We start from the raw sequence: 21,536 nt of genomic DNA on the forward strand, positions 1-21,536 counted from the left end.
GCGGGCATGGACGGAATGTCGGGGACACGGGGAAGAGGCGAAGGATGAGGCCAGCAGAGGGCGGCGGAGGCGGCGGTACCACCGATTTCAGCTCCATGTCGCACCAGCAGATGCTGGATTGGCTGGACGAAGCCAGCGAATCCGGTGTGAGGATCGCGGCCGACCGCTTGCAGGCAGCGGCCGAACAGCTGGATGCCATCGCGGAGAAGCTCAAGAGCCGGTCACTTCGAGTGGACTGGAAGGGCGAAGCGGAGCAGGCCTTCAACAAGTGGGCTGACGGCGTGGTGAGTTCCACCAGGGCGCTCAGCGACTACAGCGGCAACGGGGCCGTGGAGATGCACAAGACGGCGTCGGCCATTGCCAGCGCCAAGAGCGCCATGCCTCGTTACACCTCCCACGAGTCGGCCAAGGCGAACCTGGCGGCCGCGCAGAAGTACCGCAACGACCCCGATTCGGCGAAGGTCGCCGGTGACGCCCAGCGGTCGATCTCCGCCAGCGAGGACCTCCAGGCGATTCTGGCCAAGGAGGCGGCGACCAAGCAGGCGGCGGAGACGGAGATGGTGAAGCTCTCGTCCGCGTACTACTGGTCCAGCTTCCACATGACGAGCGCCCAGCCGCCGACGTTCCCGCCGCCGCCGGGGGATTTCGTCCCGGCGAGCGCGAACGAGCGCCGAAGCGGAGGGTCTGTCGGCCCCTCGTCGAAGAGCGGAAGCTATTCGACAGGGACAGGCGCGGAAACGGGCGCGGGGGCGCGCACCACCATCTCGCAACCGGATACGCGCACCACGCCGGACACGCACACCGTCCCGCCCTCGCAGGACAAGAGCGGTCCGACGCACGTCATCCGCCCCGAAGTCAGGCCCGACGTCCCCGTGGACCTCGGCATCGACAGCGTCGAGACCCTGACGCCGCCGACCACACCCGGTCCGACGACGCAGACCCCAGGCACGACGCCGCCGATCACCAAGCCGGACGGCGGTACGCCTCCGTTCGTGACGACCACCGGCGTTCCGCCCTTCACGGGGAAGGGAGGTCAGGCCCCCGTACGTCCCACCGGCCCCGTCACCGGCGGCACGCGCAACCCGATGACCACCGGCCCGCGCGGCCTCCCGGGCATGCCCGGCCCGCTGGGCGGCCCCCGTGAGGGAATCAGCGGCGGCCGTCAGGTTCCCCAGACGGGCCGTCCCACGACGGGCATCCCGCGCAGCACCGTCATCGGCACCGAGCCTGGCGGGCGTAACGGCTCCGGCGTCGGCCGCGCCCCCATGGGCGGCGGCATGGGAGGCCCGATGGGCGGTGCCATGGGTGCAGGCCAGAGCGGCATCAGCGGCGGACGCCGTCTCGCCGGTGAGACCGGCGGAGTCGTCGGCGGCAAGGCGCAGCGCGCCGGAGCCGCGGGTGGCGCTGGTGGCACGCGACCGTTCACGCCGGGTGGCTCCGGCCTCGTGCGCGGCGGCTCCCCGCGGTCCGGTGACCGTGAGGAGCAGAACGGAGAGCGTCCCGACTACCTTGTCGAGGACGAGGAGACCTGGCAGCAGGGCAACCGCCGCGTGGCCCCGCCCGTCATCGACTGATCAGCGCGAGGAAGCGGAAGCAGATGCGTACCAGCAGTATTCGACGGAGTCGTGCCCGAGTCACCGCCTCGGCCGCCTTGGGGATGCTGCTGGTGGGCATCGCTTCCGCTCCGGCCCATGCGGAGGGCGTCCGCGACCGTCAGTGGCACCTGACCGCGATGGGCGCCGAGAAGATCTGGCAGCTCAGTACAGGCAAGGGCGTCACCGTCGCCGTGATCGACAGTGGTGTGGATCAAAGGAACCCGGACTTGAGGGGACAGATCCTCAAGGGCAAGGATCTCGCCCCGGACGAAGAGGGCGACGAGTTCACCGACTACACGGGTCACGGCACCGGCATGGCCGGTCTCATCGCGGGTACTGGCGAGGCTGACGGTGGCAACGGTGCTTTCGGGCTGGCTCCGGGAGCCAAGATCCTCCCCGTGCGTGTGCCGGGATCAGGCGGTGGGAACAAGAGCCAGGCCCAGGCCGACCGTGAGTTCAACAGGTACATGCCCGAGGCGATCCGCTTCGCCGCCGATGCCGGGGCGAAGGTCATCAACATCTCTCAGGGCGTCACCACTGGCTCGCAGCAGCTCACCGATGCCGTGAAGTACGCCCTCGACAAGGGTGCGTTGGTCTTCGCCGCTGTCGGCAACACCGGAGACAAGAGCAACAAGCTGGAATACCCGGGGGCGACTCCTGGTGTCGTCGGTGTCGGTGCCGTCGACCAGAAGGTGAAGCATGTTCCCATGTCCCAGATCGGTCCCCAGGTCGACATCGCGGCCCCTGGCAGTGACATGGTCGCCGCATGTGGCACCGGAATCTGCACGTCCACCGGCACCAGTGACGCATCCGCTCTCGCTTCCGCCGCGGCCGCGCTCGTGTGGTCGAAGCACCCCGACTGGACCAACAACCAGGTCCTGAAGGTCATGCTCAACACCATCTCCTCGCCGACCGAGGGTCCCAAGCGCAGTGACTTCATCGGCTACGGTGCCATCCGCCCGCTCCGTATGCTGAAGACGCCCGGTGACCCCGGCCCGGCCGATGTCCGGCCCATCGACGACCTCAAGGAGATCGCGGCCGGCACCCCGTCCGCGAGCACTTCTGCCACGGACCCTTCGTCGTCCTCCCCCGCCCCTTCGGAGTCTTCCGCCGCGCCGGCGCCGGCTCCGCAGGCCGCTGCCGAGGACAGCGGTAACACCGGCCTCTGGATCGGGCTGGGCATCGGAGTGGCCGTGCTGATCGGTGCCGCTGTCGCCGTGTTCGTACTGCGTTCGCGGCGGGGCTGACTTCCGCCCGTCGTCGACTGATCAGCGCGAGGAAGCGGAAGCAGATGCGTACCGGCAGTATTCGACGGAGTCGTGCCCGAGCTACCGCCTCGGCCGCCTTGGGGATGCTGCTGGTGGGCATCGCTTCCGTGCCCGCCCACGCGGAGGGCGTCCGGGACCGCCAATGGCACCTCGACGCCATGGGCGCCGAGGAGATCTGGCAGATCAGCACAGGCAAGGGCGTCACCGTCGCGGTGATCGACTCCGGCGTGAGCAAGAGCAACCCGGAACTCCGTGGTCAGGTGCTGGCCGGCAAGGACTTCGCCACGAATCTGTCGGGGGATCAGTTCACCGAGTACACCGGACACGGCACGGGCATGGCCGCTCTCATCGCGGGCACAGGGGCCGGAAGCGGAGCCTTTGGCCTGGCCACTGGTGCCAAGATCCTTCCGGTACGCGTTCCCAGGCTTGACGCGGGGAAGGGCACTCTGGCGCAGAGCGAGAAGGATTTCAACCGCGACGTTCCCCCCGCGATCAGGTACGCGGCTGATGCCGGCGCCAAGGTCATCAACGTCTCTCTCGGCTCGACAGCGGGTTCGCAGGCACTCACCGACTCGGTGAAGTACGCCCTGGACAAGGGCGCCCTGGTCTTCGCGGGCGTCGGCAACAGTGGTGACAAGGGAAACCGTCTCGAGTACCCGGCAGCGACCCTGGTGCGGTCGGCGTCGGTGCCGTCGACAAGAAGCTGACGCGCGTCCCGATGTCCCAGTACGGCCCCCAGGTCGACATGGCGGCACCGGGTAAGGACATGGTCGCCGCATGCGGCGACGGCACTGACATCTGCACGTCCACCGGTACCAGCGACGCCACCGCCCTGGCCTCCGCCGCCGCCGCGCTCATCTGGTCGAAGCACCCCGACTGGACCAACAACCAGGTCCTGAAGGTCATGCTCAACACGATCGCCGCGCCCAACGACGGCGGGAAGCGCAACGACTACATCGGCTACGGAGCCATCCGGCCCCTCCGTGCCCTGAAGACCCCTGGTGACCCCGGCCCGGCCGATGTGCGGCCCATCGACGACCTCAAGGAGGCGGTGACCGCCTCGCCGTCCGGTGACCTTCCCTCGTCGACCCCGTCTTCCGCACCCCCCGCACCGGCTCCGGCCCCGCAGGCGTCGACGGACGAGGGCGGCAACACCGGGCTGTGGATCGGCCTCGGAATCGGCGCGGCCGTGCTGATCGGTGCCGCCGTCGCCGTATCCGCACTCCGGTCCCGGCGAGGCTGAGTCCTCGTGCCGGGGTCCGTCCTGGCACGAGGCGGAGAAGCGAGCCGGGTGAGCCTGGTTCAGCGGCCGTAGACCGGCACGGCGTAGACCCGGCCGCCGCGGGCGATGAAGACGCGGTTGCCGGCGGTCGCCAGCTGGTAGGCGCCCTCGCGCGGGACCGTAGCGGTGAAGAGTTCCTCGTTGGTGGTCTTGTGGAGGACGTGGACCTTGCTGTTGTCGGGTGAGTGCAGCCACACCGTCGAGCCCGCCACGACAGGAGGGTTGAGGGTGCCGATACCCGAACCCAGTCCGTCCAGGGACGTGTTCCAGTCCAGAACCGGGCGGTGCATCTCCGGCATGGTGCCGTAGCGGTAGACGCTGTGGCCGACGGTGGCGATGACGTAGTCGCCGTCCGTCACCGGTGTGGCCCAGCTCTTGTCGCTCCACGCCTCGTCGTCCCACAGGTAGTCGCCGCGTTCGAGCCGACGGGTCATCAAGACGTGGCCGCTGAGGTAGGCGATGTTGTCGCCGAGGACCGGGATCTCCCCGTCGGTGCCCTGGTTCTTGACGTCCCAGTCCTCCTCGCCCGTCTCCGTGAAGAGCGCGGTCACATGGCCGTCCCTGCCGTGGATCACCAGCCGTTTCCTGCCCACCGCGGCCTTCGCCGGGCCGGTCGGGAAGCGGGGGGACGGCATCGGGCGTGTCCACGTCGTGGCGAGGGTCCAGGCGTCGAGCGCGCGGACTTCGTTCTTCGCGGTCACCAGGAAGACGTGGGTGTCGTCGGCCGCCAGGAGGTGGTCGACATCGTTCTGGCTCTGCCAGACGGGCTTCCCGGTGGAGGCGACGAAGGCGTGTGCGACGCCGTTCTTGTCCACGCCCACGACGAGCCGGTCGGCGACGGAGACGAAACCGGCGGCGGGGTCGATGCCCTTGGCCCGCCACCGCTCCTTGCCGTTCGTCACGGACAGCGCGAGCAGCCCGCCCTCCGCCGCCTCCATGATCACCACGTCCCTGACGGGGAGCGGAACGGGGCCGTTCGGTGCCGCGACCTGCCGGGGCCCCCACAGGGGTTTCGGAGCCGTGCCGTACGGGTTGTCGATGATCGACACGAAGGCCGCCTCCGGCGTCGGCACGGCGGGCGGCACGTGGGCGGTCGGCGACTCCTTCACCTCCTCGCGGTTCAGCCACCAGGCCCCCGCCCCACCGCCCGCGCCCAGGACCGCCACGCCCACGGCCGCGCCCGTGAGGAAGCGGCGCCGGGACGGCCTCGCGCCGGGCACGGCGGTCTCCTCGGGGGCCGCGAGGCGCTTCGTGGCCGTCTCGCGCCGCTTGATGTCCTCGGCGAGCGGCCCCTTGCGCCAGGCGCGGTCGGCGCCCTTCGGCGGGGCGAAGGCCTCGGCCACCTGCGGCGGCGACGGGCGGAACGCCGGGTCCTTCGCCAGGCACGGGCCGATGAGCTCCTGGAGCTCGGGCGGTACCAGGGTCAGGTCCGGGGCGCCGTGGACGACCTCGTACTGCACCGCCGCCACGTGGCCGGCGTCGAACGCGCGCCGGCCGCTCGCCGCGAACGCGAGGACCGCGCCGAGCGAGAACACGTCCGACGCCGGGCCGACGCGCTGCCCGAGGACCTGCTCCGGCGCCCCGTACCCCGGCGTGACCGGGATCTGGCCGGTCGTGGTGAGGGTGAGCCCGTGCTCGGGGCGGGCGATGCCGAAGTCGATGATCCGCGGGCCGGTCGAGGTGAGCACGATGTTCGCCGGCTTGAGGTCGCGGTGGACGAGCCCGGCGGCGTGGATGTCGTACAGGGTGCGGGCGAGGTGGGCGGCGAGGGCGCGGACCGTCGCCACGTCCATCGGCCCGTGCTCGCGGACGGCGATGTCCAGCGTCGGTCCCGCGAGGAACTCGGCGGCGATCCACGGCCGCCCGCCCTCCGTCTGGGCGTCGAGGACCCGGGCCACGCCACGGCTCGTCACGGCCCGCGCCATGTCCGCCTCGCGGACGAAGCGCTGGGCGAGGTGCTGGTCGTGGGCGAGCTCGGGGCGGAGGACCTTGACGGCGGCGGGGGCGCCGGAGCCGTCACGGCCGACGTACACCTTGCCCATGCCGCCCTCGCCGAGGACGCCGAGCAGGCGGTACGGGCCGAGCCGGAGCGGATCGCCGACGGCGAGGGGCTGCGTGGTCACGAGGAGATGCTTTCCGGTGAGGTGGGGACGGCGTTCGGGGACGGCGTTCGGGGATGGCGTTCGGGGATGGCGTTCGGGGATGGCGTTCTTCCAGGGGGAGGAGGGCGGGGCTCACTCGAACGGGATCGCCACCGCGGACGACTCCCCGGCCCCGATGATGCGGCTCCGCTCCTGGTCCACGACGTAGCGCGAGGCGTCCGTGGGGAAGACCCAGGCCGAGGTGCGGGTCGACAGGTCGACCGCGCTCAGCCCGCCGCGTACAGGGGCGTAGGCGTACTTCGTGCCGATCACCGGCTTGCTGAGGGTGTCGGGGGCCAGCGGGCGGCTTCCGACCTCCTCCTTCCAGCGCTCGATGCCGAAGGTGGTCTCGACGGCCACGAGACCCTGTCCGCTCACGTTCGTGTAGACGAGGCTCCCCGCGACGACGGGGATCCCGTAACGCAGCGGGGCGGTGCCGGTGCCGTACTCCCAGGCGACCGCCCCGTCCGACAGGCGCACCGCCCGGAGACGGTCGCCGCCCGTGTAGACGTGCCGGTCGTCGGTGGTGAGGTGGCCGGGGATGAACGAGTCGGAATCCACCAGCGGGAGCCGCCGCTTCCACAGCTGTCGGCCCGTGCGCGTGTCCCGCGCCTGGAGGAGGAAGGTCTCGAGGTCACCGCTGTTCTTGCCGAGGATCAGCTGGTCGCCGACGACCTGGGCGAGCCAGGGCCGCACGCCGTCCCACTCGTAGGGCTGCCGCCACGCCTCCTTGCCCGTCCGCAGGTCGACGGTGAGCAGGTGCCAGCCGACGTTCTCCGCGTCGAGGTCCCGCTTGCCCAGGCGCGAGGCGGTGAAGAGGAGTCCGCCGGTCGCGGTGAGGAGCTGCGTGGTCGTTCCGTCGATGCCCTTCAGCTGGATCGTCCGGGCGGCCTCCTTGCCGGTGCGCGGCGCGAGCGTACGGATCTTCAGGACGCCCGGTCCGTCGAAGTTCCCGTCGGAGAGGTAGTAGTTCGTGCCGTCGGTGGTGATCTGGTGCGGGTGCATGACCGCCGACTCGTTCCAGAGTTCGCTGCCGTCCTTCGTGTCGACGGCCCGGAAGGAGACGGTCTCGGCGAAGCCCACGACGTCGTCACCGGCGAGCAGCTGGGTGGTCCTCTCCTCGCGGTCGAGGACGGTGTGCTGCCACAGGGGCGCGGGCGCGCCGTCGGTGGCGGTCGTGGCGGGGACGGCGGTGGGGCCCGTCGGGGCCGGTGTGCCGCCGGTGGACCGGCCGGGGTCACGGGAGTTCAGCCACGCCCACCCTCCGGCGCCCGCTCCCGCGAGACCGAGCAGGGAACCTCCGCCCAGAGTGAGGGCGCGGCGGCGCGACAGGGGGGTGTTCGGGGCGGTCGCCGCCACCGCGGACTCCGCGGGGGCCGGGAGGCGGTGCGGTGCGTGCAGCCAGACGTCGGTCGCGCGGCGGGCGATGTCGGCGAGGAGCAGCGGGGGCAGGTGGTCGGCGAACTCGCCGTGGCCGTCGTGGAGATGGTCCACCAGGAAGCCCGTGGTGGGGCGGGCCGCGGGGTCCTTGGCGAGGCAGGCCGTCAGGAGCGGCAGCAGTGCCTCCGGTACGCCGGTGAGGTCGGGTTCGGCGTAGCGGACGCGGTAGAGGAGGTCGGCGGGGGAGCCCGTACCGAAGGGGCCGTGGCCGGTGGCGGCGAAGACGAGGACGCCGGCGAGCGCGAACACGTCGCCCGCGGGCGGGTGTTCCTGGCCGCTCGCCTGCTCCGGCGACATGAAGGCGGGAGTGCCGGCCGCCGCTCCCGTACGCGTGAGGTGGTCGTCGCCGGCCGCGCGGGCGATGCCGAAGTCGATGATCTTCGGGCCGTACGCGGTGACGAGGACGTTCGACGGCTTGAGGTCGCGGTGGACCACGTCCGAGGCGTGCAGCTGCGCGAGGGCCCCGGCGAGCGCGGCGCCGACGGCGCGGACGGTGGGCTCCGGCAGCGGGCCGCCGAGCGCGACGGCGTCGTCCAGCGGCGGGCCGAGGACGTACTCGGTGGCCAGCCACGGGGTCTCGGCCAGCGGATCGGCGTCGACGACGGCCGCGCCGTGGCGGGCGCCGATGATCCGCGCCGCGTCCGTCTCCAGGCGGAAACGGCTGCGGAAGGCGGGGTCGGTGGCGAGCCGCGCGTGCACGGTCTTCAGGGCGACGGTACGGCCGCCCGGGGTACGCGCCAGATAGACCGTGCCCATGCCGCCGGAGCCGAGGCGGGCGAGGAGACGGTACGTGGCGACGGTGGCCGGGTCGTCGTGGGTCAGGGGCGACAGCATGGGATGTGTGTGGTCCGTCAGTCCGGGAGGGGAGGGGGAGGAGCAGGGAGGTGGGGTGGCGTGTCGGCCTTCAGGCCCTTGTCGCTGCCACGGCCGGGAGTTCGGCGGCGAGGAGTTCGGAGGACTGGCGGGCGAGGGCGGCGACCACCCGGCCCGGCAGCCAGCCGGGGGCGAGGAGGCCGCCGGCCGGGTTCAGCGTCGTCGCGTGCCCCGTCGGCGAGGACGACGCGGTCGGCGGCGGGGCCGGCGCGAACGTCAGGGCGGCGGCCGTGGGCCGGTCGGCCGGGTCGCGGGCCAGGCAGGAGGCGATCAACGGGCGGAGGCCGGGCGGGATCTCGTCCCGCTCGGGCACGGTGTGCCCGGTGGCGGCGTACGCGAGGACGGCGCCGAGCGCGAAGACGTCACCCGGCGGGCGCGGCCGGCCACCCGACGCCTGCTCGGGCGCGAGCGACCCCGGGTCGATGCCGGGCAGGCCGGTGCGCGGCTCGCCGTCGGCCGAGGCGGCCCGTACCGCACCGAAGCAGGTCAGCCGGGGGCCGTCCGCGGTGAGCAGGACGGAGGCGGGGGACACCCCGGCGTGGGTGAGCCCCTGGGCGTGCGCGGCGGCCAGCGCCTCGGCGAGGGCGGCGCCGACGGCGCGGACGGTGGCCTCGGGCAGCGGGCCGCCGTGGACGGCCAGGGCGACGGGGAGCGGGAGCGCCGGGACGTACGGGCTCGCGTACCAGGGGGGTTCGCCGGGGCCGGCCACGCTCGTCACCGGAGCGACCCAGGGGCCGATGAGGTGGCGGGCGGCGTCGGCCTCCGCGGCGAACCGGGCGGGGTCGGTGCCGGGCAGTGGGGTGCTGAGCAGCACGGTCCGCTCGCCGTCCTCGGTGCGGGCCACGTAGCGGCGGCAGGGCGGTGAGGCGTGCGGCGGGTCGAGGCGGGTGATCAGCCGGTGGGGGCCGAACCGCCGTGCGGAGTCCTGCGCGGACTTCTGCGTGGACTCCTGCTCTGTGCGCGACCGTTCCACCGTTCCTGCCCCCCGTCGTCCCTGCACCCCGTGGCGACGGGGGCGCGTCGAGCCTATCGAGCGAGGGGCCGGGGGCCGTCCCCGGGAGGTGTTCCGGAGCGGCTGTCACCGCGCGTGGCGGAGGAACGTCCAGGCTGTCCGGATTGCGAAGGTGAAGCACGCATGCGGACGCCGTGAAGATCCCGGGGAAGCCGCTGATTCCCAGCGGGCAGCGCTCGGCTAGGTGTGCGGGAGGCTACGATCGCCCTGATTCCGTGGGCACGGAACTTGCTGGGGCGAAGCCGGAACGAACACCGTCGCGGGGGAGAACATGTCGTTCGAACAGGAGTGGGCGTCCGTACGGTCCACGTCGACGAGCACGGTGAGCACGAGGCTCAACCAGCTCGCCCCCGAGCCCGGCGGCGGTGGCGGCGGCAACGCCGATCTCAGCGTCGACCAGGACAAGCTCGGCGCCATCGGCAGCGCCGCGTACGCGCTGCACGGACGGCTGCTGAAGGACGGTGACCACGCGCGTACGAGCACGACGGAGGCGGCGACGGACATGTCCGGCCACGGCTTCCGCACCGGGTCCGCGATGTCGACCGTGCAGGAGCGGTGGGACTCGCAACTGAGGACGCTGCTCGACGCCTGCGCCAACATCTCCAACCACCTCGACTACAGCGCGGCCTCGCACGCCGAGGAAGAGGCGGACATCCAGGCGGCCCTCGCGGCCTCCAGGATCAACGAGTACTTCAAGTAGGCGGGGGACCTGCTGTGCTGACCTTCGACAACGTCTACCGGGCGCCCCTCGGCAAGATGAAGGCCGCGGCCGACGACTGGTCCGCGATGAAGGGCAAACTGGAGAAACTCGCCGACGACGCCCGTACGACGATGGCGGCGAAGGCGAAGGACGACTACTGGCGCGGGGTGAACGCCGAGGTCACGAAGCCGTTCGTGGACAAGACCGCGAAGGAGTTCGACGACGCGGCCAAGGCGGCCGACGGCATCCACAAGGTCCTGGAGGACGGTTACCACGCCTTCAAGAAGGCGAAGGACGACCTCACGGCGATCGTGGACACGGAGGCGCCGAAGCAACGCTTCCGGGTGACCTCCCGTGGCAAGGTCGAGGCCGTCGAGCCGCTGTCCTCGACCAAGGACCAGGGGATGCGGCACGACCCCGACTTCCAGGGCCTGGTCCGCCAGGAGCGCGCCGCGATCGAGGCGATGCAGCGGCGGATCGACGCGATCGTGGAGAGCTGCGACGACGCGGACGTGGCCTGCTCCAACGCGCTCAAGGCCAACATCACCGAGGACGGGCACGACTTCAGCGCGCCGAAGTACAAGAGCCTCGACGCCGAGGAGGCGCAGCGCGCGGTCGACCTGGCGAAGAAGGGCCGGGACATCTCCCACGAGGAGCTGATGCGCCTCAACGAACTGCTGAAGGACAACAGCGGCTCGAAGGAGTTCTCCCGTACGTTCTACAACGGCCTGGAGGCGAAGGGCGCGCTGGAGTTCTTCGGGCAGCTGTCCACGGACACGTACGACTACGCGAAGGTCGACAAGCAGCGCCTCGCCGACGTCCAGGAACTCCAGAAGAACCTGGGCCTCAACCTGGCGACGGCGACGCAGGGCGGCGACGCGTGGACCGAGAAGTGGTCCGCGGACATGCGCAGGCTCGGCACGGAACGCATCCCGCTCGCCAAGTACGACAACAACCCGGCCTTCGGCTACCAGTTGCTCGGCGGCATCATGCGCTACGGCGACTACGACAAGAAGTTCCTGGTCCCGATCGCCGAGCACGTCACCCAGCTCCACGCGAAGGACCCGTACCTCTTCGCCAACAGCAAGCCGATGATGGCGGGCGGCCTGCAGAACCAGTACAACCCGTCGGGCGTCAACGGGGCCGGCTTCGACCCGATGATCTCGATGCTGGAGGCGCTGGGGCACAGCCCGGAGGCGTCGAAGGAGTTCTTCTCGAAGGAACCGACCTCGTACAAGGAGGACGGCAGTGTCGGCGGGACGGTGGACCTGGACGCGAAGAAGGACGACAGTCAGACCAGTTACCTGGACTACTTCGCGAACAAGGACTACACGTTCTTCGCCGACATCGAAGGGCACAACCCGGACGACCTCACCAAGACCATGGGGTACATGCCGGACGCCCTGGGCCACGCCCTGGAGGCGGCGACGCTCGGGCACGCGTGGGACGACCCGACGCCGGAACTGAAGCGCGACGAGACCACTGGCAAGATCATGCAGGAGGTCGTCGCGACGTACGGTGGCGACGCCGAGCTGCTCAAGAAGTGGCAGCCCACGATGGCGGACAGCCTAGGCACCATGGGCGCCGGTTACATCGACGACCTCAACTGGGCGCTGGACGACAACCGCTCGGACCGGCCTTTCACCCCGACCAAGGGCCTGGAGGCGCACCCGGAGTTCGGGCGGAGCGCGGCCGTCGGCTTCCTGAGCACCCTCGGCCAGCACCCGGACGCCTACGCGACGCTGTCCACGGCCGAACGCCTGTACACCACCAGCGTCCTCGAAGCGCAGGTCGGCCCGAACGGCAAGATTGACGAGGGGAACGCACAGGCTGCTGTGTACACGGGGGCCACCTTCCAGGGCGTCCTCGACGAGTCACGGGCCAACCAGGTCGAGGCCGAAGGCATGAAGGCGCACGAGGACTACGAGAAGGAGCAGGCGAAGAAGGCCGGCTGGGTACAGCTCGGCGCCACGGTCGGCATCGCGGCCGGTGTCGCCTTCCTGCCCGCCACCGCGGCGGTGGGCGCGGCCGCAGTCCTCGTACCGCTCGCGGTCGACACCGGGTCGGGCGTCATGGAGCAGTTGGCCGGGCAGGTCGTCGGCGACTGGTCGGACAAGTCCGTAGAGGACCACAAGGACAAGACCGAGGAGCAGATCCACGAGGACAACAAGGCCATCTACGAGGCCGGCAGGTACAGCGCCACTTCCCCGATGGAGCGGTTCATGTTCGAGCACCGGGACCAGGTGAGCAGCGGCTTCCGGCAGGACATGATCGAGGCCGTGAACAACGGCTACGGACTTGGCAACGATCATGCGAACCAGACCGGCAACGCCCCTGAGACCGGCTGAACCCCCGCCACCGAATTCACGAGGAATCCTGATGAGAAGAGCGTCCGCCTTCGTCTCCGCCGTGCTGACCCTGGGGCTGCTTCTCACCGCGTGTGGGAGCGGTGAGGAGCCAGTCAGCGCCATGCGGCAGTGCGAGGACGCACTCTCGCCGACGGCGGCCCGTGCGCTTGAGTCGGTGCTCGGCACCAGGGAGTTGAGCCCGGACGGGACCAACGGGCTGGAGCCAACGGTGAAGAAGCTGATCGCAGACCAGGCCTTCGAGGGGCCGGGCAGGGCGCTTGGCTACACCAAGGCGTGCTCGGCCAGAAGCGAGACTACGCCGCGCTCCAGGATCCAGATCTTTTTCGACCTGTACGAGGACGCCAGCCTGTACGACGACGGCTACAAGTGGACGGCCGAAGGCCGGTATCTCTACGGGATGGGCCGGGAGGCGAACGCGGACAACGAGAACGCGCATCTCTTCATGGGCTGCACCAGCTCGCGGCTTGAGGGGTCGGAGGAGCAGCCGGCCCCCATTCACGGCTGGCTGGAGTTCGACAAGCCGGTCAAGGGCGCCTACCCCCCCAACACCCCCGCCACCCGCGAGGCCTACCTCACCGTCCTCCACTCCGTCACGCTGGCGGTCGTGAAGGAGCTGGGCTGCGAGAACAACGCGGGGCTGCCCGAGAAGCCCGTCTTCGAGGCGAAGAAGTGGCGCGGCGAGCAGTAGCCGCGCGGCATACCGCTCAGCCCTCCTTCGCGATCTCCACCGTCGACGTCAGCTGCGACAGCAGCAGGAACGTCCCGCGTGTGATCAGGGCCGCGAGGAGGATCGTTCCGATGCCCTCGACCCGTAGTTCCGAGACCTTCGGGCCCAGCCAGGACAGCAGCCACCAGATGAGGGCGTCCTGGAGGAAGCCGACCAGGCCGAGGGCGGCCAGGATGGGGAGCGGGACGCGGCCGGAGGGGCCGATGTGGATCAGTTGGGTGAGGACCACGAGCACCAGCGTGGCGGCGAGGACGGACAGGGCCGCCTCGACCGTCTCGGTGCCCAGGGTGATGCCGGGCAGCAGGCCTCCGGCGAGGCCGACGCCCACGAGGACCCCCAGCTTGCGTCTGCCTTGTTCGGTCATGGGCGGACTGTGGCACGGCCGGCGGGCAGCTGTGAAGATCCCGTGAGGGAGATCGTTTCAAGATTCCTGGAGACCGTGGCGGGATTCGAACCCACGTAACTCGCTTTGCAGGCGAGCCCCTGAACCACTCGGGCACACGGTCGTGTGTGGTGCAACGAGTACGACCGTAGGGGCGGGGCCGGAGGGGCTCAAGGGTTCCCGGGGCCGTGCCATGCGACTGACACATCCCGTTCACAGTCGTACGTCCAAGGGCTGAGGGAGGACCGGACTCCTGACAGGGGTCATTCAAAGCTTCACCTCTTACCCTGGGGGAATGAGCGCCCTCGAACCCCGCGACGCCGAAGCGGACACAGACACAGCCGGCGACGTCGCCGGAAGACCCGGGCCCCGTGCCGTGGCCGACGACACCAAGGGGTCCGTTCTCGACCCGGCCCACCGGGCGCTCAGCATCGGCATCGTCTCCGTCGTCCTGCTCATCGCCTTCGAGGCGACCGCAGTCGGCACCGCCATGCCCGTCGCCGCCCGCGAGCTGAACGGCGTCTCCCTCTACGCCTTCGCCTTCTCCGCCTACTTCACCACCAGCCTCTTCGCCATGGTCCTGGCCGGGCAGTGGTCCGACCGGAGGGGGCCGCTCGCGCCCCTGACCGCCGGTATCAGCGCCTTCGCCGCCGGGCTGCTCCTCTCCGGGACCGCCGGCGCCATGTGGCTGTTCATCCTCGGCCGGGCCGTCCAGGGCCTCGGCGGCGGCCTCGTCATCGTCGCCCTGTACGTGATCGTCGGCCGCGCCTACGCGGAGCACCTCAGGCCCGCGATCATGGCGGCGTTCGCCGCCAGCTGGGTCGTCCCCTCCGTCGTCGGTCCGCTCGCCGCCGGCACGGTCACCGAGCACCTCGGCTGGCGCTGGGTCTTCGTCGGCATCCCCGTCCTCGTCGTCTTCCCGCTGGCCCTCGCCCTCCCCGCGATCCGCCGCACCGCCTCGGGCCCCGCCGACCCGGCCGTGCCCGTCGCCCCGTGGGACCGGCGCCGGATCCGGCTGGCGCTCGGCCTCTCGGCCGGTGCCGCACTCCTCCAGTACGGCGGTCAGGAGCTGCGCTGGCTCTCCCTGCTCCCGGCCGTCGCGGGCGTCGCGCTCCTCGTGCCGACCGCCCGCGGGCTGCTGCCGCGCGGCACCTGGCGGGCGGCCCGCGGGCTGCCGTCCGTCATCCTGCTGCGGGGCATCGCCGCCGGCGCCTTCATCGCGGCCGAGTCGTTCGTACCGCTGATGCTGGTCACCCAGCGGGGCCTGAGCCCCACCCTGGCCGGCCTCTCGCTCGCCCTGGGCGGCCTCACCTGGGCCCTCGGCTCCTGGATCCAGGCCCGGCCGTGGACGGAGCCGTACCGGGAACGGCTCGTCGTCCTCGGCATGGTCCTCGTGGCCCTCGCCATCGCCGTGGCCCCGAGCGTGCTGATCACCGCGGTGCCGGTGTGGGTGGTCGCGGCGGCCTGGGGCGTCGGCTGCCTCGGCATGGGGGCCGTCATCTCCTCGACGAGCGTCCTGCTCATGAAGCTCTCCGCGCCCGCGGAGGTCGGCGCGAACTCGGCCGCCCTGCAGATCTCCGACGGCCTCTCCAACGTCCTCCTCCTCGCCGCGGGCGGCGCGGCCTTCGCGGCCCTCGGCGGCGGCGCGGTCGGCCACGCGGTCGGCTCCCACGCGTCCACGGGCTCCCACCCGGCGGCCTTCGCGGCGGTCTTCCTGCCGATGGCGGGGGTGGCGGCGGTGGGGGCGTGGGTCGCTACGCGGTTGCACGCGGAGGGGCGGCCCGGCATCTCGGAAAGCCGCTGACACCGCGTGGTACCGCGCGGTACCGTGGCGTCATGGCCGGTCTGAATGTCAGGTTCACCGAGAAAGAGCTGGACGCGCTGCGCGAGCGCGCCGAGGCAGAGGGGCGCAGCATGCAGTCCTTTGCACACGACGCCGTGATGAGCGCGGTGGACGAGCACTCCCGCCTGTTCGACGAGGCGGCCGAGCACGTGCTGAAGGCCAGCGCGGAGCTCAACCGGCGGCTTGCGTGACGCGTTTCCTCGCGCTCCCGGAGCTCCTGAACCTCGCGGAGCGTCTCGGGGCGAGTGAGGTCCGGGACTACGGTCTGCTCGACTCCGCCCTGCTGCGCCCCCAGTCCAGTGTCTTCGGCCAGGACGCCTATCCCGGCCTCTGGGAGAAGGCCGCGGCACTGATGGAGTCGCTGGCCCGCAACCACGGCCTCGTCGACGGCAACAAGCGCATCGCCTGGTACGCGACCTGGGTTTTCCTGCACGTGAACGGGCATCCGCTCGACCCCGGATTCGACGTCGACGAAGCCGAGGCATTCGTGCTGGACGTCTGCCAGGGAGCCCTTGACGTCCCTAAGATCGCAGCGTCGCTGCCGAGGTTCGCACGCTGATCCGGCGGGTGTGAGACGCGCCGCACCGGGCGAGGTCACGGCCTCGTCCGGCCCGTCCCGAGGCGACCGCACCGGTAAGGTGGCCCGGTTGTCATATCTGGACGAGCGTCGAACCCGGAGATCGTGACTACTACCACCACCTCCTCCCATCACCTCTCTCCCGCCTTCCCCGGCCGGGCCCCCTGGGGTACCGCCGGCAAGCTGCGAGCCTGGCAGCAGGGCGCCATGGACAGGTACCTCCAGGAGCAGCCCCGAGACTTCCTCGCCGTCGCCACCCCCGGCGCCGGCAAGACGACCTTCGCCCTGACCCTGGCGTCCTGGCTGATGCACCACCACGTCGTGCAGCAGATCACCGTCGTCGCGCCCACCGAGCACCTGAAGAAGCAGTGGGCCGCCGCCGCCGCGCGCATAGGGATCAAGCTGGACCCGGACTACAGCGCCGGACCTCTCAGCAAGGAGTACGACGGCGTCGCCATCACCTACGCCGGTGTCGGAGTCCGGCCCATGCTCCACCGCAACCGCTGTGAACAGCGCAAGACCCTCGTCATCCTCGACGAGATCCACCACGCCGGAGACTCCAAGTCCTGGGGCGAGGCCTGCCTGGAGGCGTTCGAGCCCGCCACCCGGCGCCTCGCGCTGACCGGTACGCCCTTCCGGTCGGACACGAACCCGATCCCCTTCGTCACGTACGAGGAGGGGAACGACGGCATCCGGCGGTCCTCCGCCGACTACACCTACGGCTACGGCAACGCCCTCGGCGACGGCGTCGTCCGGCCGGTCATCTTCCTCTCCTACAGCGGCAACATGCGCTGGCGCACCAAGGCCGGCGACGAGATCGCCGCCCGCCTCGGCGAACCGATGACCAAGGACGCCGTCTCGCAGGCCTGGCGCACCGCGCTCGACGCCAAGGGCGACTGGATGCCGAACGTCCTGCGCGCCGCCGACCAGCGCCTGACCGAGGTCCGGAAGTCGATTCCCGACGCGGGCGGCCTCGTCATCGCCTCCGACCAGGACTCGGCCCGCTCGTACGCCAAGCTGATCCGCGAGATCACCGGCACCCGGCCCACCGTCGTCCTCTCGGACGACACCGGCGCCTCGAAGCGGATCGACGAGTTCAGCGAGAACACCGACCGCTGGATGGTCGCCGTCCGCATGGTGTCCGAGGGCGTCGACGTCCCCCGCCTCTCCGTCGGCGTGTACGCGACGACGATCTCGACCCCGCTCTTCTTCGCGCAGGCCGTCGGCCGTTTCGTGCGTTCCCGCAGGCGCGGCGAGACCGCCTCCGTGTTCCTTCCCACCATCCCCAGCCTCCTCGGCTTCGCCAACGAGATGGAGGTCGAGCGCGACCACGTCCTCGACAAGCCCAAGAAGCAGGGCGAGGAGGACCCGTACGCCGAATCCGAGAAGGAGATGGCGGAGGCGGAGAAGCAGCAGGACGAGGACACCGGCGAGCAGGACATGCTGCCGTTCGAGGCCCTGGAGTCCGACGCCGTCTTCGACCGGGTGCTCTACAACAGCGCCGAGTTCGGCATGCAGGCCCACCCCGGCAGCGCCGAGGAGCAGGACTACCTCGGCATCCCCGGCCTCCTCGAACCCGACCAGGTCCAGCTCCTGCTGCAGAAGCGCCAGGCCCGGCAGATCGCGCACAGCCGCAAGAAGCCGGACGACGAGGCGGACCTGCTCGAACTCCCCGCCGAGCGACGCCCTGTCGTCTCCCACAAGGAGCTGCTCGAACTGCGCAAGCAGCTCAACACCATGGTCGGCGCGTACGTCCACCAGACCGGCAAGCCCCACGGCGTGATCCACACGGAGCTGCGCCGGGTGTGCGGCGGCCCGCCGAGCGCGGAGGCCACCGCCGGCCAGATCCGGGAACGGATCAAGAAGGTGCAGGAGTGGGCCACCCGGATGCGATGACGCCGTCCCGGTGAGCCGCTGAGGCCCGTACGACCACGGTCGTACGGGCCTCAGCCGTCCCGCGGCGGCAGGGCCGGCGGCGGGACCGCGCCGGAGACCGGCCCCCACGGTCGGTCTCGGGCGGCTTCCACGCTACGGGCACGACAAAGCCGATCTTGTCCGCCAAAGTCCCGTGTCCGACCGACGAAGGTCCCGAACCGTCTCTATCCGGTCGCCGACGCCCGGATTCTGGACGAGGTCTTCCGCTGAGCGGAGCGGGTCGCTACTGTCCCGGCTCAAAAGCATTCGCCCCGTGGCAGCGCCGCCGCGGAGCGCAGCCGGTGTACCCCTTCCTGCCGGCGGCCTCTGACGTGCGTCGCCGACGGGACCGGCGACGCAGACCCCGTGAGAGTCCCGCCCACCACTCACTCCGAAGGAGAGGGCGTCGTGACCGCGGAGACCTCCCAGACGCTCGACCGGGGACTCAGAGTCCTCAAACTGCTCGCCGACACCGACCACGGCCTGACCGTCACCGAGTTGTCCAACAAACTCGGCGTCAACCGGACCGTGGTCTACCGACTGCTCGCCACCCTCGAACAGCACGCCCTCGTCCGCCGCGACCTCGGCGGCCGTGCCCGCGTCGGCCTCGGCGTGCTGCGCCTCGGCCGCCAGGTCCACCCCCTGGTGCGCGAGGCCGCGCTGCCCGCGCTGCGGTCGCTCGCCGAGGACATAGGGGCGACGGCCCACCTCACGCTGGTCGACGGGGCGGAAGCGCTCGCGGTCGCGGTCGTCGAACCGACCTGGACCGACTACCACGTCGCCTACCGGGCCGGCTTCCGGCACCCGCTGGACCGGGGCGCGGCCGGCCGCGCCATCCTCTCCGCCCGCCAGGGCGGTCTGACCGAACCGGGCTACACCCTCACCCACGGCGAACTGGAGGCCGGCGCGAGCGGCGCCGCGGCCCCGCTCGTCGGCGTGACCGGGGTCGAAGGCAGCGTCGGCGTCGTGATGCTCGCCGACGCGGTGCCGGAGCGGGTGGGACCGCGGGTGGTCGACGCGGCCCGGGAGGTCGCCGACGCGCTGCGCTAGGGCGCGCCGGTCAAGAGGCCGAAGCCACCGCTCTTCCAGGCGGGGGCGTCGCCGCCCGCGGGCGGGGTCGCGGTCAGGAGGAGCGAGGCCAGGGGCGTGCGGGTGTGGTGGACCGAGCGCCCCGTGCGTTCCGTCGTGATCAGGCCCGCCGCCCGGAGGGCGGACGCGTGGGCCGAGGCCGTCGCGTTGGAGACGTTCGTGCGCCGGGCCAGCTCCGTGGTCGTACGGGGCTCTGCCAGGGCCCGCAGCAGCGCCGTTCGGGTGTGGCCCAGGACCCCCGCGAGGGCGTCCTCCGGGGTGTCGGCGCCGTCCGCGGCGAGCGGCAGGCCCCGGCCGGCCGGGTAGGCGAGGACCACCGGCCGGTCCGGCAGGTCCTGGACGAGGGGCCCGCCGCGCCAGTGGAACGTCGGCAGGAGGACGAGGCCCCTTCCGCCCAGCCGGATCTCCCGCCCTATCGGCCCGCTCGCCGGCCACTCCCACACGCCGTCCCGCAGCCCCGAGCCCGGCGCCAGCGCGGTCAGGGCCGCGTCCAGGCCGTGCTCGGCGACGGCGAGCGCGTACCGCGTGAACTCCGCCCTGTGCAGGTCCTGGACCAGCGGCCACACCGGCGCGAGGACCGTCTCGTACGCCGCCCGCTGCGCCCGCTCAAGGGTCCGCCAGGCCGCGCCGTCCCCGTCGTGCAGAGCCCGCACCCGGGCCGGAACCCGCCGCCGTCCCGCGTACACCCGCCCGAGCTCGGCCCGTACGAGCGCCGGCCCGGCCGACCGGATCAGCGCGAAGCCCTCCTCCCGCGTGTCGCCGAGCACGTCCAGGAAGGACGGGGCCTCGCCGCCCGGCGCGAGTTCCGCGAGCGGCTCCGTCGCGGCCGGCAGGGCCCGCAGGAGTCTGCCCCGCCACCGCCCGAAGAGCAGTTCCTCGTGCGGGGCACCCAACATCAGCAGCGCCGCATGGAGTTCGGGCACCGGCGACGGCCGGGCCGCGAACCGCACCCGCGGGTAGTCGTCCGCCGTGAAGTGGACCCTCGTCATCGGCTGGTTCCCTCCCCGTCGCCGGCCTTCGTCGCCCGGCTTTGTCCGCCGGCCTTCGTCGCCTGGCCCTTGGCCGCCGGCCTTTCGTCGCAAGCCTTTCGGCTGGAGCCGCAAGCTTCGCCCGCGCCCCCCGCCCGCCTCCAGGATGCCGTGCATGACATCCCGTACCCCCGGCCGCCGTGCCGTCACCCAGGGCGCTCTCGCGGGCGCCGCCGCCCTGTTCCTCGGCGCCGCCGCCGTCGCCCCGGCCACCGCCCGCCCCGGAGCCCCGGTCCTCCGGCTGCCCGCGCCCACCGGCCCGTACCCGGTCGGTGCCACCGTCCGTCACCTCGTCGACCACACCCGCAACGACCCCTGGGTGCCCGGGATCGGCGTACGCGAGCTGATGATCACCGTCCTCACGCCCGCCGTCCCCGGGGGCGGCCGGGGCTTCCCGCGGATGCCGCAGCTCACGCCGGGGGCCGCAGCGCTGTTCACGCGGCTCGGTCCGCTGATCCGCCCGCACCTGCCGCGCGCCGGGGTCGACTGGGCGGCCACCCTCACGCACGCCCGCGTCGCCGCCCCGCCCCTGCCACTGCCCGGCCGGCGTCCCGTACTGCTGTACAGCCCCGGCGGCGGCGACTCCCGCGCCATGGGCAGCTCACTGGCGATCGACCTCGCCTCGTACGGCTGGACCGTCGTCACCGTCGACCACCCCGGCGACGCGAGCGAGGTGGAGTTCCCCACCGCGCGGCCCGGCCGCGACCGGGTGCGGGAGACCGCGCTGCGCCCCGACATCGACGCGGCGATCTACCGCACCATGGTCGACACCCGGGTCACCGACCTCCGCTTCGTCCTCGACGCCCTCGGACTCGACCGGGTCGGCCTGTACGGGCACTCCGCGGGCGGCACCGCCGTCGCCCAAGCCCTCCACGAGGACCGGCGGATCGCCGCCGCGGCCGTCCTCGAGGGATACCTCGACGGGATGGACGGCACGCTCCTGCCCGTGGCCCGCGACGGCGTGGACCGGCCCGTGCTGCTCGCCGGCACCGACGGCTTCCGCGACGACCGCCTCGACCGGTCCTGGTCGGCGCTGCTCGCGCACGGCGGCCCCGTCGTCCGGCGGCAGCTCGACGACAGCGACCACTGGGTCTTCACCGACTACGCGGCGCTGGTCCCGCAGCTCCAGGAGGCCGGTCTGATGACCGCCGAAGGCCGCGCCGACATGGTCGGCACGGCCGCTCCGCGGGTGTCCGTTCCGGCCGTACGCGGGCTCCTGCGGTCCTTCTTCACCCGCCACCTGCCCGTACCGGCGGCCGTGCCCCCGGGCCGGTGGCGGGCAGCGTCCCAGTAGAT

Annotated in this window: 16 protein-coding genes, 1 tRNA gene and 1 pseudogene; 12 read left to right on the forward strand and 6 right to left on the reverse strand. The window is 71.8% G+C overall.

Features of this window, described 5'->3' with window-relative positions; all coding sequences use genetic code 11:
• Nucleotides 1-44: 44 nt before the first annotated feature.
• The 3 genes and pseudogenes from IO20_RS0115825 to mycP (IO20_RS36630) all read left to right on the forward strand — a co-directional run bounded on the left by IO20_RS0115825 (nucleotide 45) and on the right by mycP (IO20_RS36630) (nucleotide 4,106).
• Nucleotides 45-1,574, forward strand: coding sequence for a WXG100 family type VII secretion target (locus tag IO20_RS0115825; RefSeq protein ID WP_030554639.1), 1,530 nt, complete (start codon nucleotides 45-47; stop codon nucleotides 1,572-1,574).
• A gap of 23 nt (nucleotides 1,575-1,597) precedes the next feature.
• Nucleotides 1,598-2,842 carry a type VII secretion-associated serine protease mycosin gene (gene mycP / locus IO20_RS0115830; protein WP_030554640.1) on the forward strand — a complete coding sequence of 415 codons (1,245 nt, stop codon included), beginning with the start codon at nucleotides 1,598-1,600 and terminating at the stop codon, nucleotides 2,840-2,842.
• 179 nt (nucleotides 2,843-3,021) lie between these two features.
• Nucleotides 3,022-4,106: pseudogene (mycP, locus tag IO20_RS36630) on the forward strand (type VII secretion-associated serine protease mycosin).
• Nucleotides 4,107-4,165: 59 nt separating this feature from the next.
• On the opposite strand, the gene IO20_RS0115840 reads toward mycP (IO20_RS36630), so the two are convergent.
• The 3 genes from IO20_RS0115840 to IO20_RS0115850 form a co-directional block, all read right to left on the reverse strand.
• Entirely contained in the window at nucleotides 4,166-6,268 is a 2,103-nt protein-coding gene (locus IO20_RS0115840; RefSeq protein ID WP_030554641.1) for a protein kinase domain-containing protein, read from the reverse strand.
• A 111-nt stretch (nucleotides 6,269-6,379) separates the two neighbouring features.
• Nucleotides 6,380-8,560 carry a protein kinase domain-containing protein gene (locus IO20_RS0115845; protein WP_030554642.1) on the reverse strand — a complete coding sequence of 727 codons (2,181 nt, stop codon included), beginning with the start codon at nucleotides 8,558-8,560 and terminating at the stop codon, nucleotides 6,380-6,382.
• Between the two features lie 70 nt (nucleotides 8,561-8,630).
• Nucleotides 8,631-9,572 (reverse strand): serine/threonine protein kinase, encoded by a 942-nt coding sequence (locus tag IO20_RS0115850; RefSeq protein ID WP_030554643.1) that lies wholly within the window; start codon nucleotides 9,570-9,572, stop codon nucleotides 8,631-8,633.
• A gap of 310 nt (nucleotides 9,573-9,882) precedes the next feature.
• On the opposite strand from IO20_RS0115850, the gene IO20_RS0115855 reads away from it, so the two are divergent.
• Genes IO20_RS0115855 through IO20_RS37635 form a run of 3 tightly spaced genes read left to right on the forward strand, consistent with a single transcriptional unit; the run spans nucleotide 9,883 to nucleotide 13,368 of the window.
• Entirely contained in the window at nucleotides 9,883-10,311 is a 429-nt protein-coding gene (locus tag IO20_RS0115855; RefSeq protein ID WP_030554645.1) for a hypothetical protein, read from the forward strand.
• Nucleotides 10,312-10,325: 14 nt separating this feature from the next.
• Entirely contained in the window at nucleotides 10,326-12,659 is a 2,334-nt protein-coding gene (locus IO20_RS0115860; RefSeq protein ID WP_030554647.1) for a hypothetical protein, read from the forward strand.
• A 31-nt stretch (nucleotides 12,660-12,690) separates the two neighbouring features.
• Nucleotides 12,691-13,368 carry a hypothetical protein gene (locus tag IO20_RS37635; protein ID WP_051874717.1) on the forward strand — a complete coding sequence of 226 codons (678 nt, stop codon included), beginning with the start codon at nucleotides 12,691-12,693 and terminating at the stop codon, nucleotides 13,366-13,368.
• A gap of 16 nt (nucleotides 13,369-13,384) precedes the next feature.
• Here the strand turns inward: IO20_RS37635 and IO20_RS0115870 are convergent, their stop codons facing one another.
• Together IO20_RS0115870 and IO20_RS0115875 are read right to left on the reverse strand one after the other, a co-directional pair.
• Nucleotides 13,385-13,771: a phage holin family protein gene (locus IO20_RS0115870; protein ID WP_106978660.1), complete on the reverse strand. Its 387-nt coding sequence runs from the start codon at nucleotides 13,769-13,771 to the stop codon at nucleotides 13,385-13,387.
• 67 nt (nucleotides 13,772-13,838) lie between these two features.
• Nucleotides 13,839-13,913: transfer RNA gene (locus tag IO20_RS0115875), tRNA-Cys, on the reverse strand.
• Between the two features lie 171 nt (nucleotides 13,914-14,084).
• Here IO20_RS0115875 and IO20_RS0115880 point away from each other — a divergent pair.
• The 5 genes from IO20_RS0115880 to IO20_RS0115900 all read left to right on the forward strand — a co-directional run bounded on the left by IO20_RS0115880 (nucleotide 14,085) and on the right by IO20_RS0115900 (nucleotide 19,173).
• Nucleotides 14,085-15,593, forward strand: coding sequence for an MFS transporter (locus IO20_RS0115880; protein ID WP_030554652.1), 1,509 nt, complete (start codon nucleotides 14,085-14,087; stop codon nucleotides 15,591-15,593).
• Nucleotides 15,594-15,625: 32 nt separating this feature from the next.
• On the forward strand, nucleotides 15,626-15,823 hold the full coding sequence (locus IO20_RS0115885; protein ID WP_030554654.1) for an Arc family DNA-binding protein: 198 nt from the start codon (nucleotides 15,626-15,628) through the stop codon (nucleotides 15,821-15,823).
• A complete protein-coding gene (locus tag IO20_RS0115890; protein ID WP_030554656.1) occupies nucleotides 15,820-16,191 on the forward strand; it encodes a type II toxin-antitoxin system death-on-curing family toxin in 372 nt (123 codons plus the stop codon). The genes IO20_RS0115885 and IO20_RS0115890 overlap by 4 nt, the downstream gene beginning before the upstream one ends.
• Before the next feature lie 123 nt (nucleotides 16,192-16,314).
• Entirely contained in the window at nucleotides 16,315-18,105 is a 1,791-nt protein-coding gene (locus IO20_RS0115895; RefSeq protein WP_470665796.1) for a DEAD/DEAH box helicase, read from the forward strand.
• A gap of 426 nt (nucleotides 18,106-18,531) precedes the next feature.
• Nucleotides 18,532-19,173 carry an IclR family transcriptional regulator gene (locus tag IO20_RS0115900; RefSeq protein WP_030221755.1) on the forward strand — a complete coding sequence of 214 codons (642 nt, stop codon included), beginning with the start codon at nucleotides 18,532-18,534 and terminating at the stop codon, nucleotides 19,171-19,173.
• On the opposite strand, the gene IO20_RS0115905 is transcribed toward IO20_RS0115900, so the two are convergent.
• Nucleotides 19,170-20,201 (reverse strand): ArsR/SmtB family transcription factor, encoded by a 1,032-nt coding sequence (locus tag IO20_RS0115905; RefSeq protein ID WP_051874718.1) that lies wholly within the window; start codon nucleotides 20,199-20,201, stop codon nucleotides 19,170-19,172. The genes IO20_RS0115900 and IO20_RS0115905 overlap by 4 nt on opposite strands.
• Nucleotides 20,202-20,355: 154 nt before the next feature.
• On the opposite strand from IO20_RS0115905, the gene IO20_RS0115910 reads away from it, so the two are divergent.
• Nucleotides 20,356-21,534 (forward strand): alpha/beta fold hydrolase, encoded by a 1,179-nt coding sequence (locus tag IO20_RS0115910; protein WP_030554661.1) that lies wholly within the window; start codon nucleotides 20,356-20,358, stop codon nucleotides 21,532-21,534.
• Nucleotides 21,535-21,536 lie beyond the last annotated feature (2 nt).

This window comes from Streptomyces exfoliatus (assembly GCF_000725545.1).
Classification (GTDB): domain Bacteria; phylum Actinomycetota; class Actinomycetes; order Streptomycetales; family Streptomycetaceae; genus Streptomyces; species Streptomyces exfoliatus.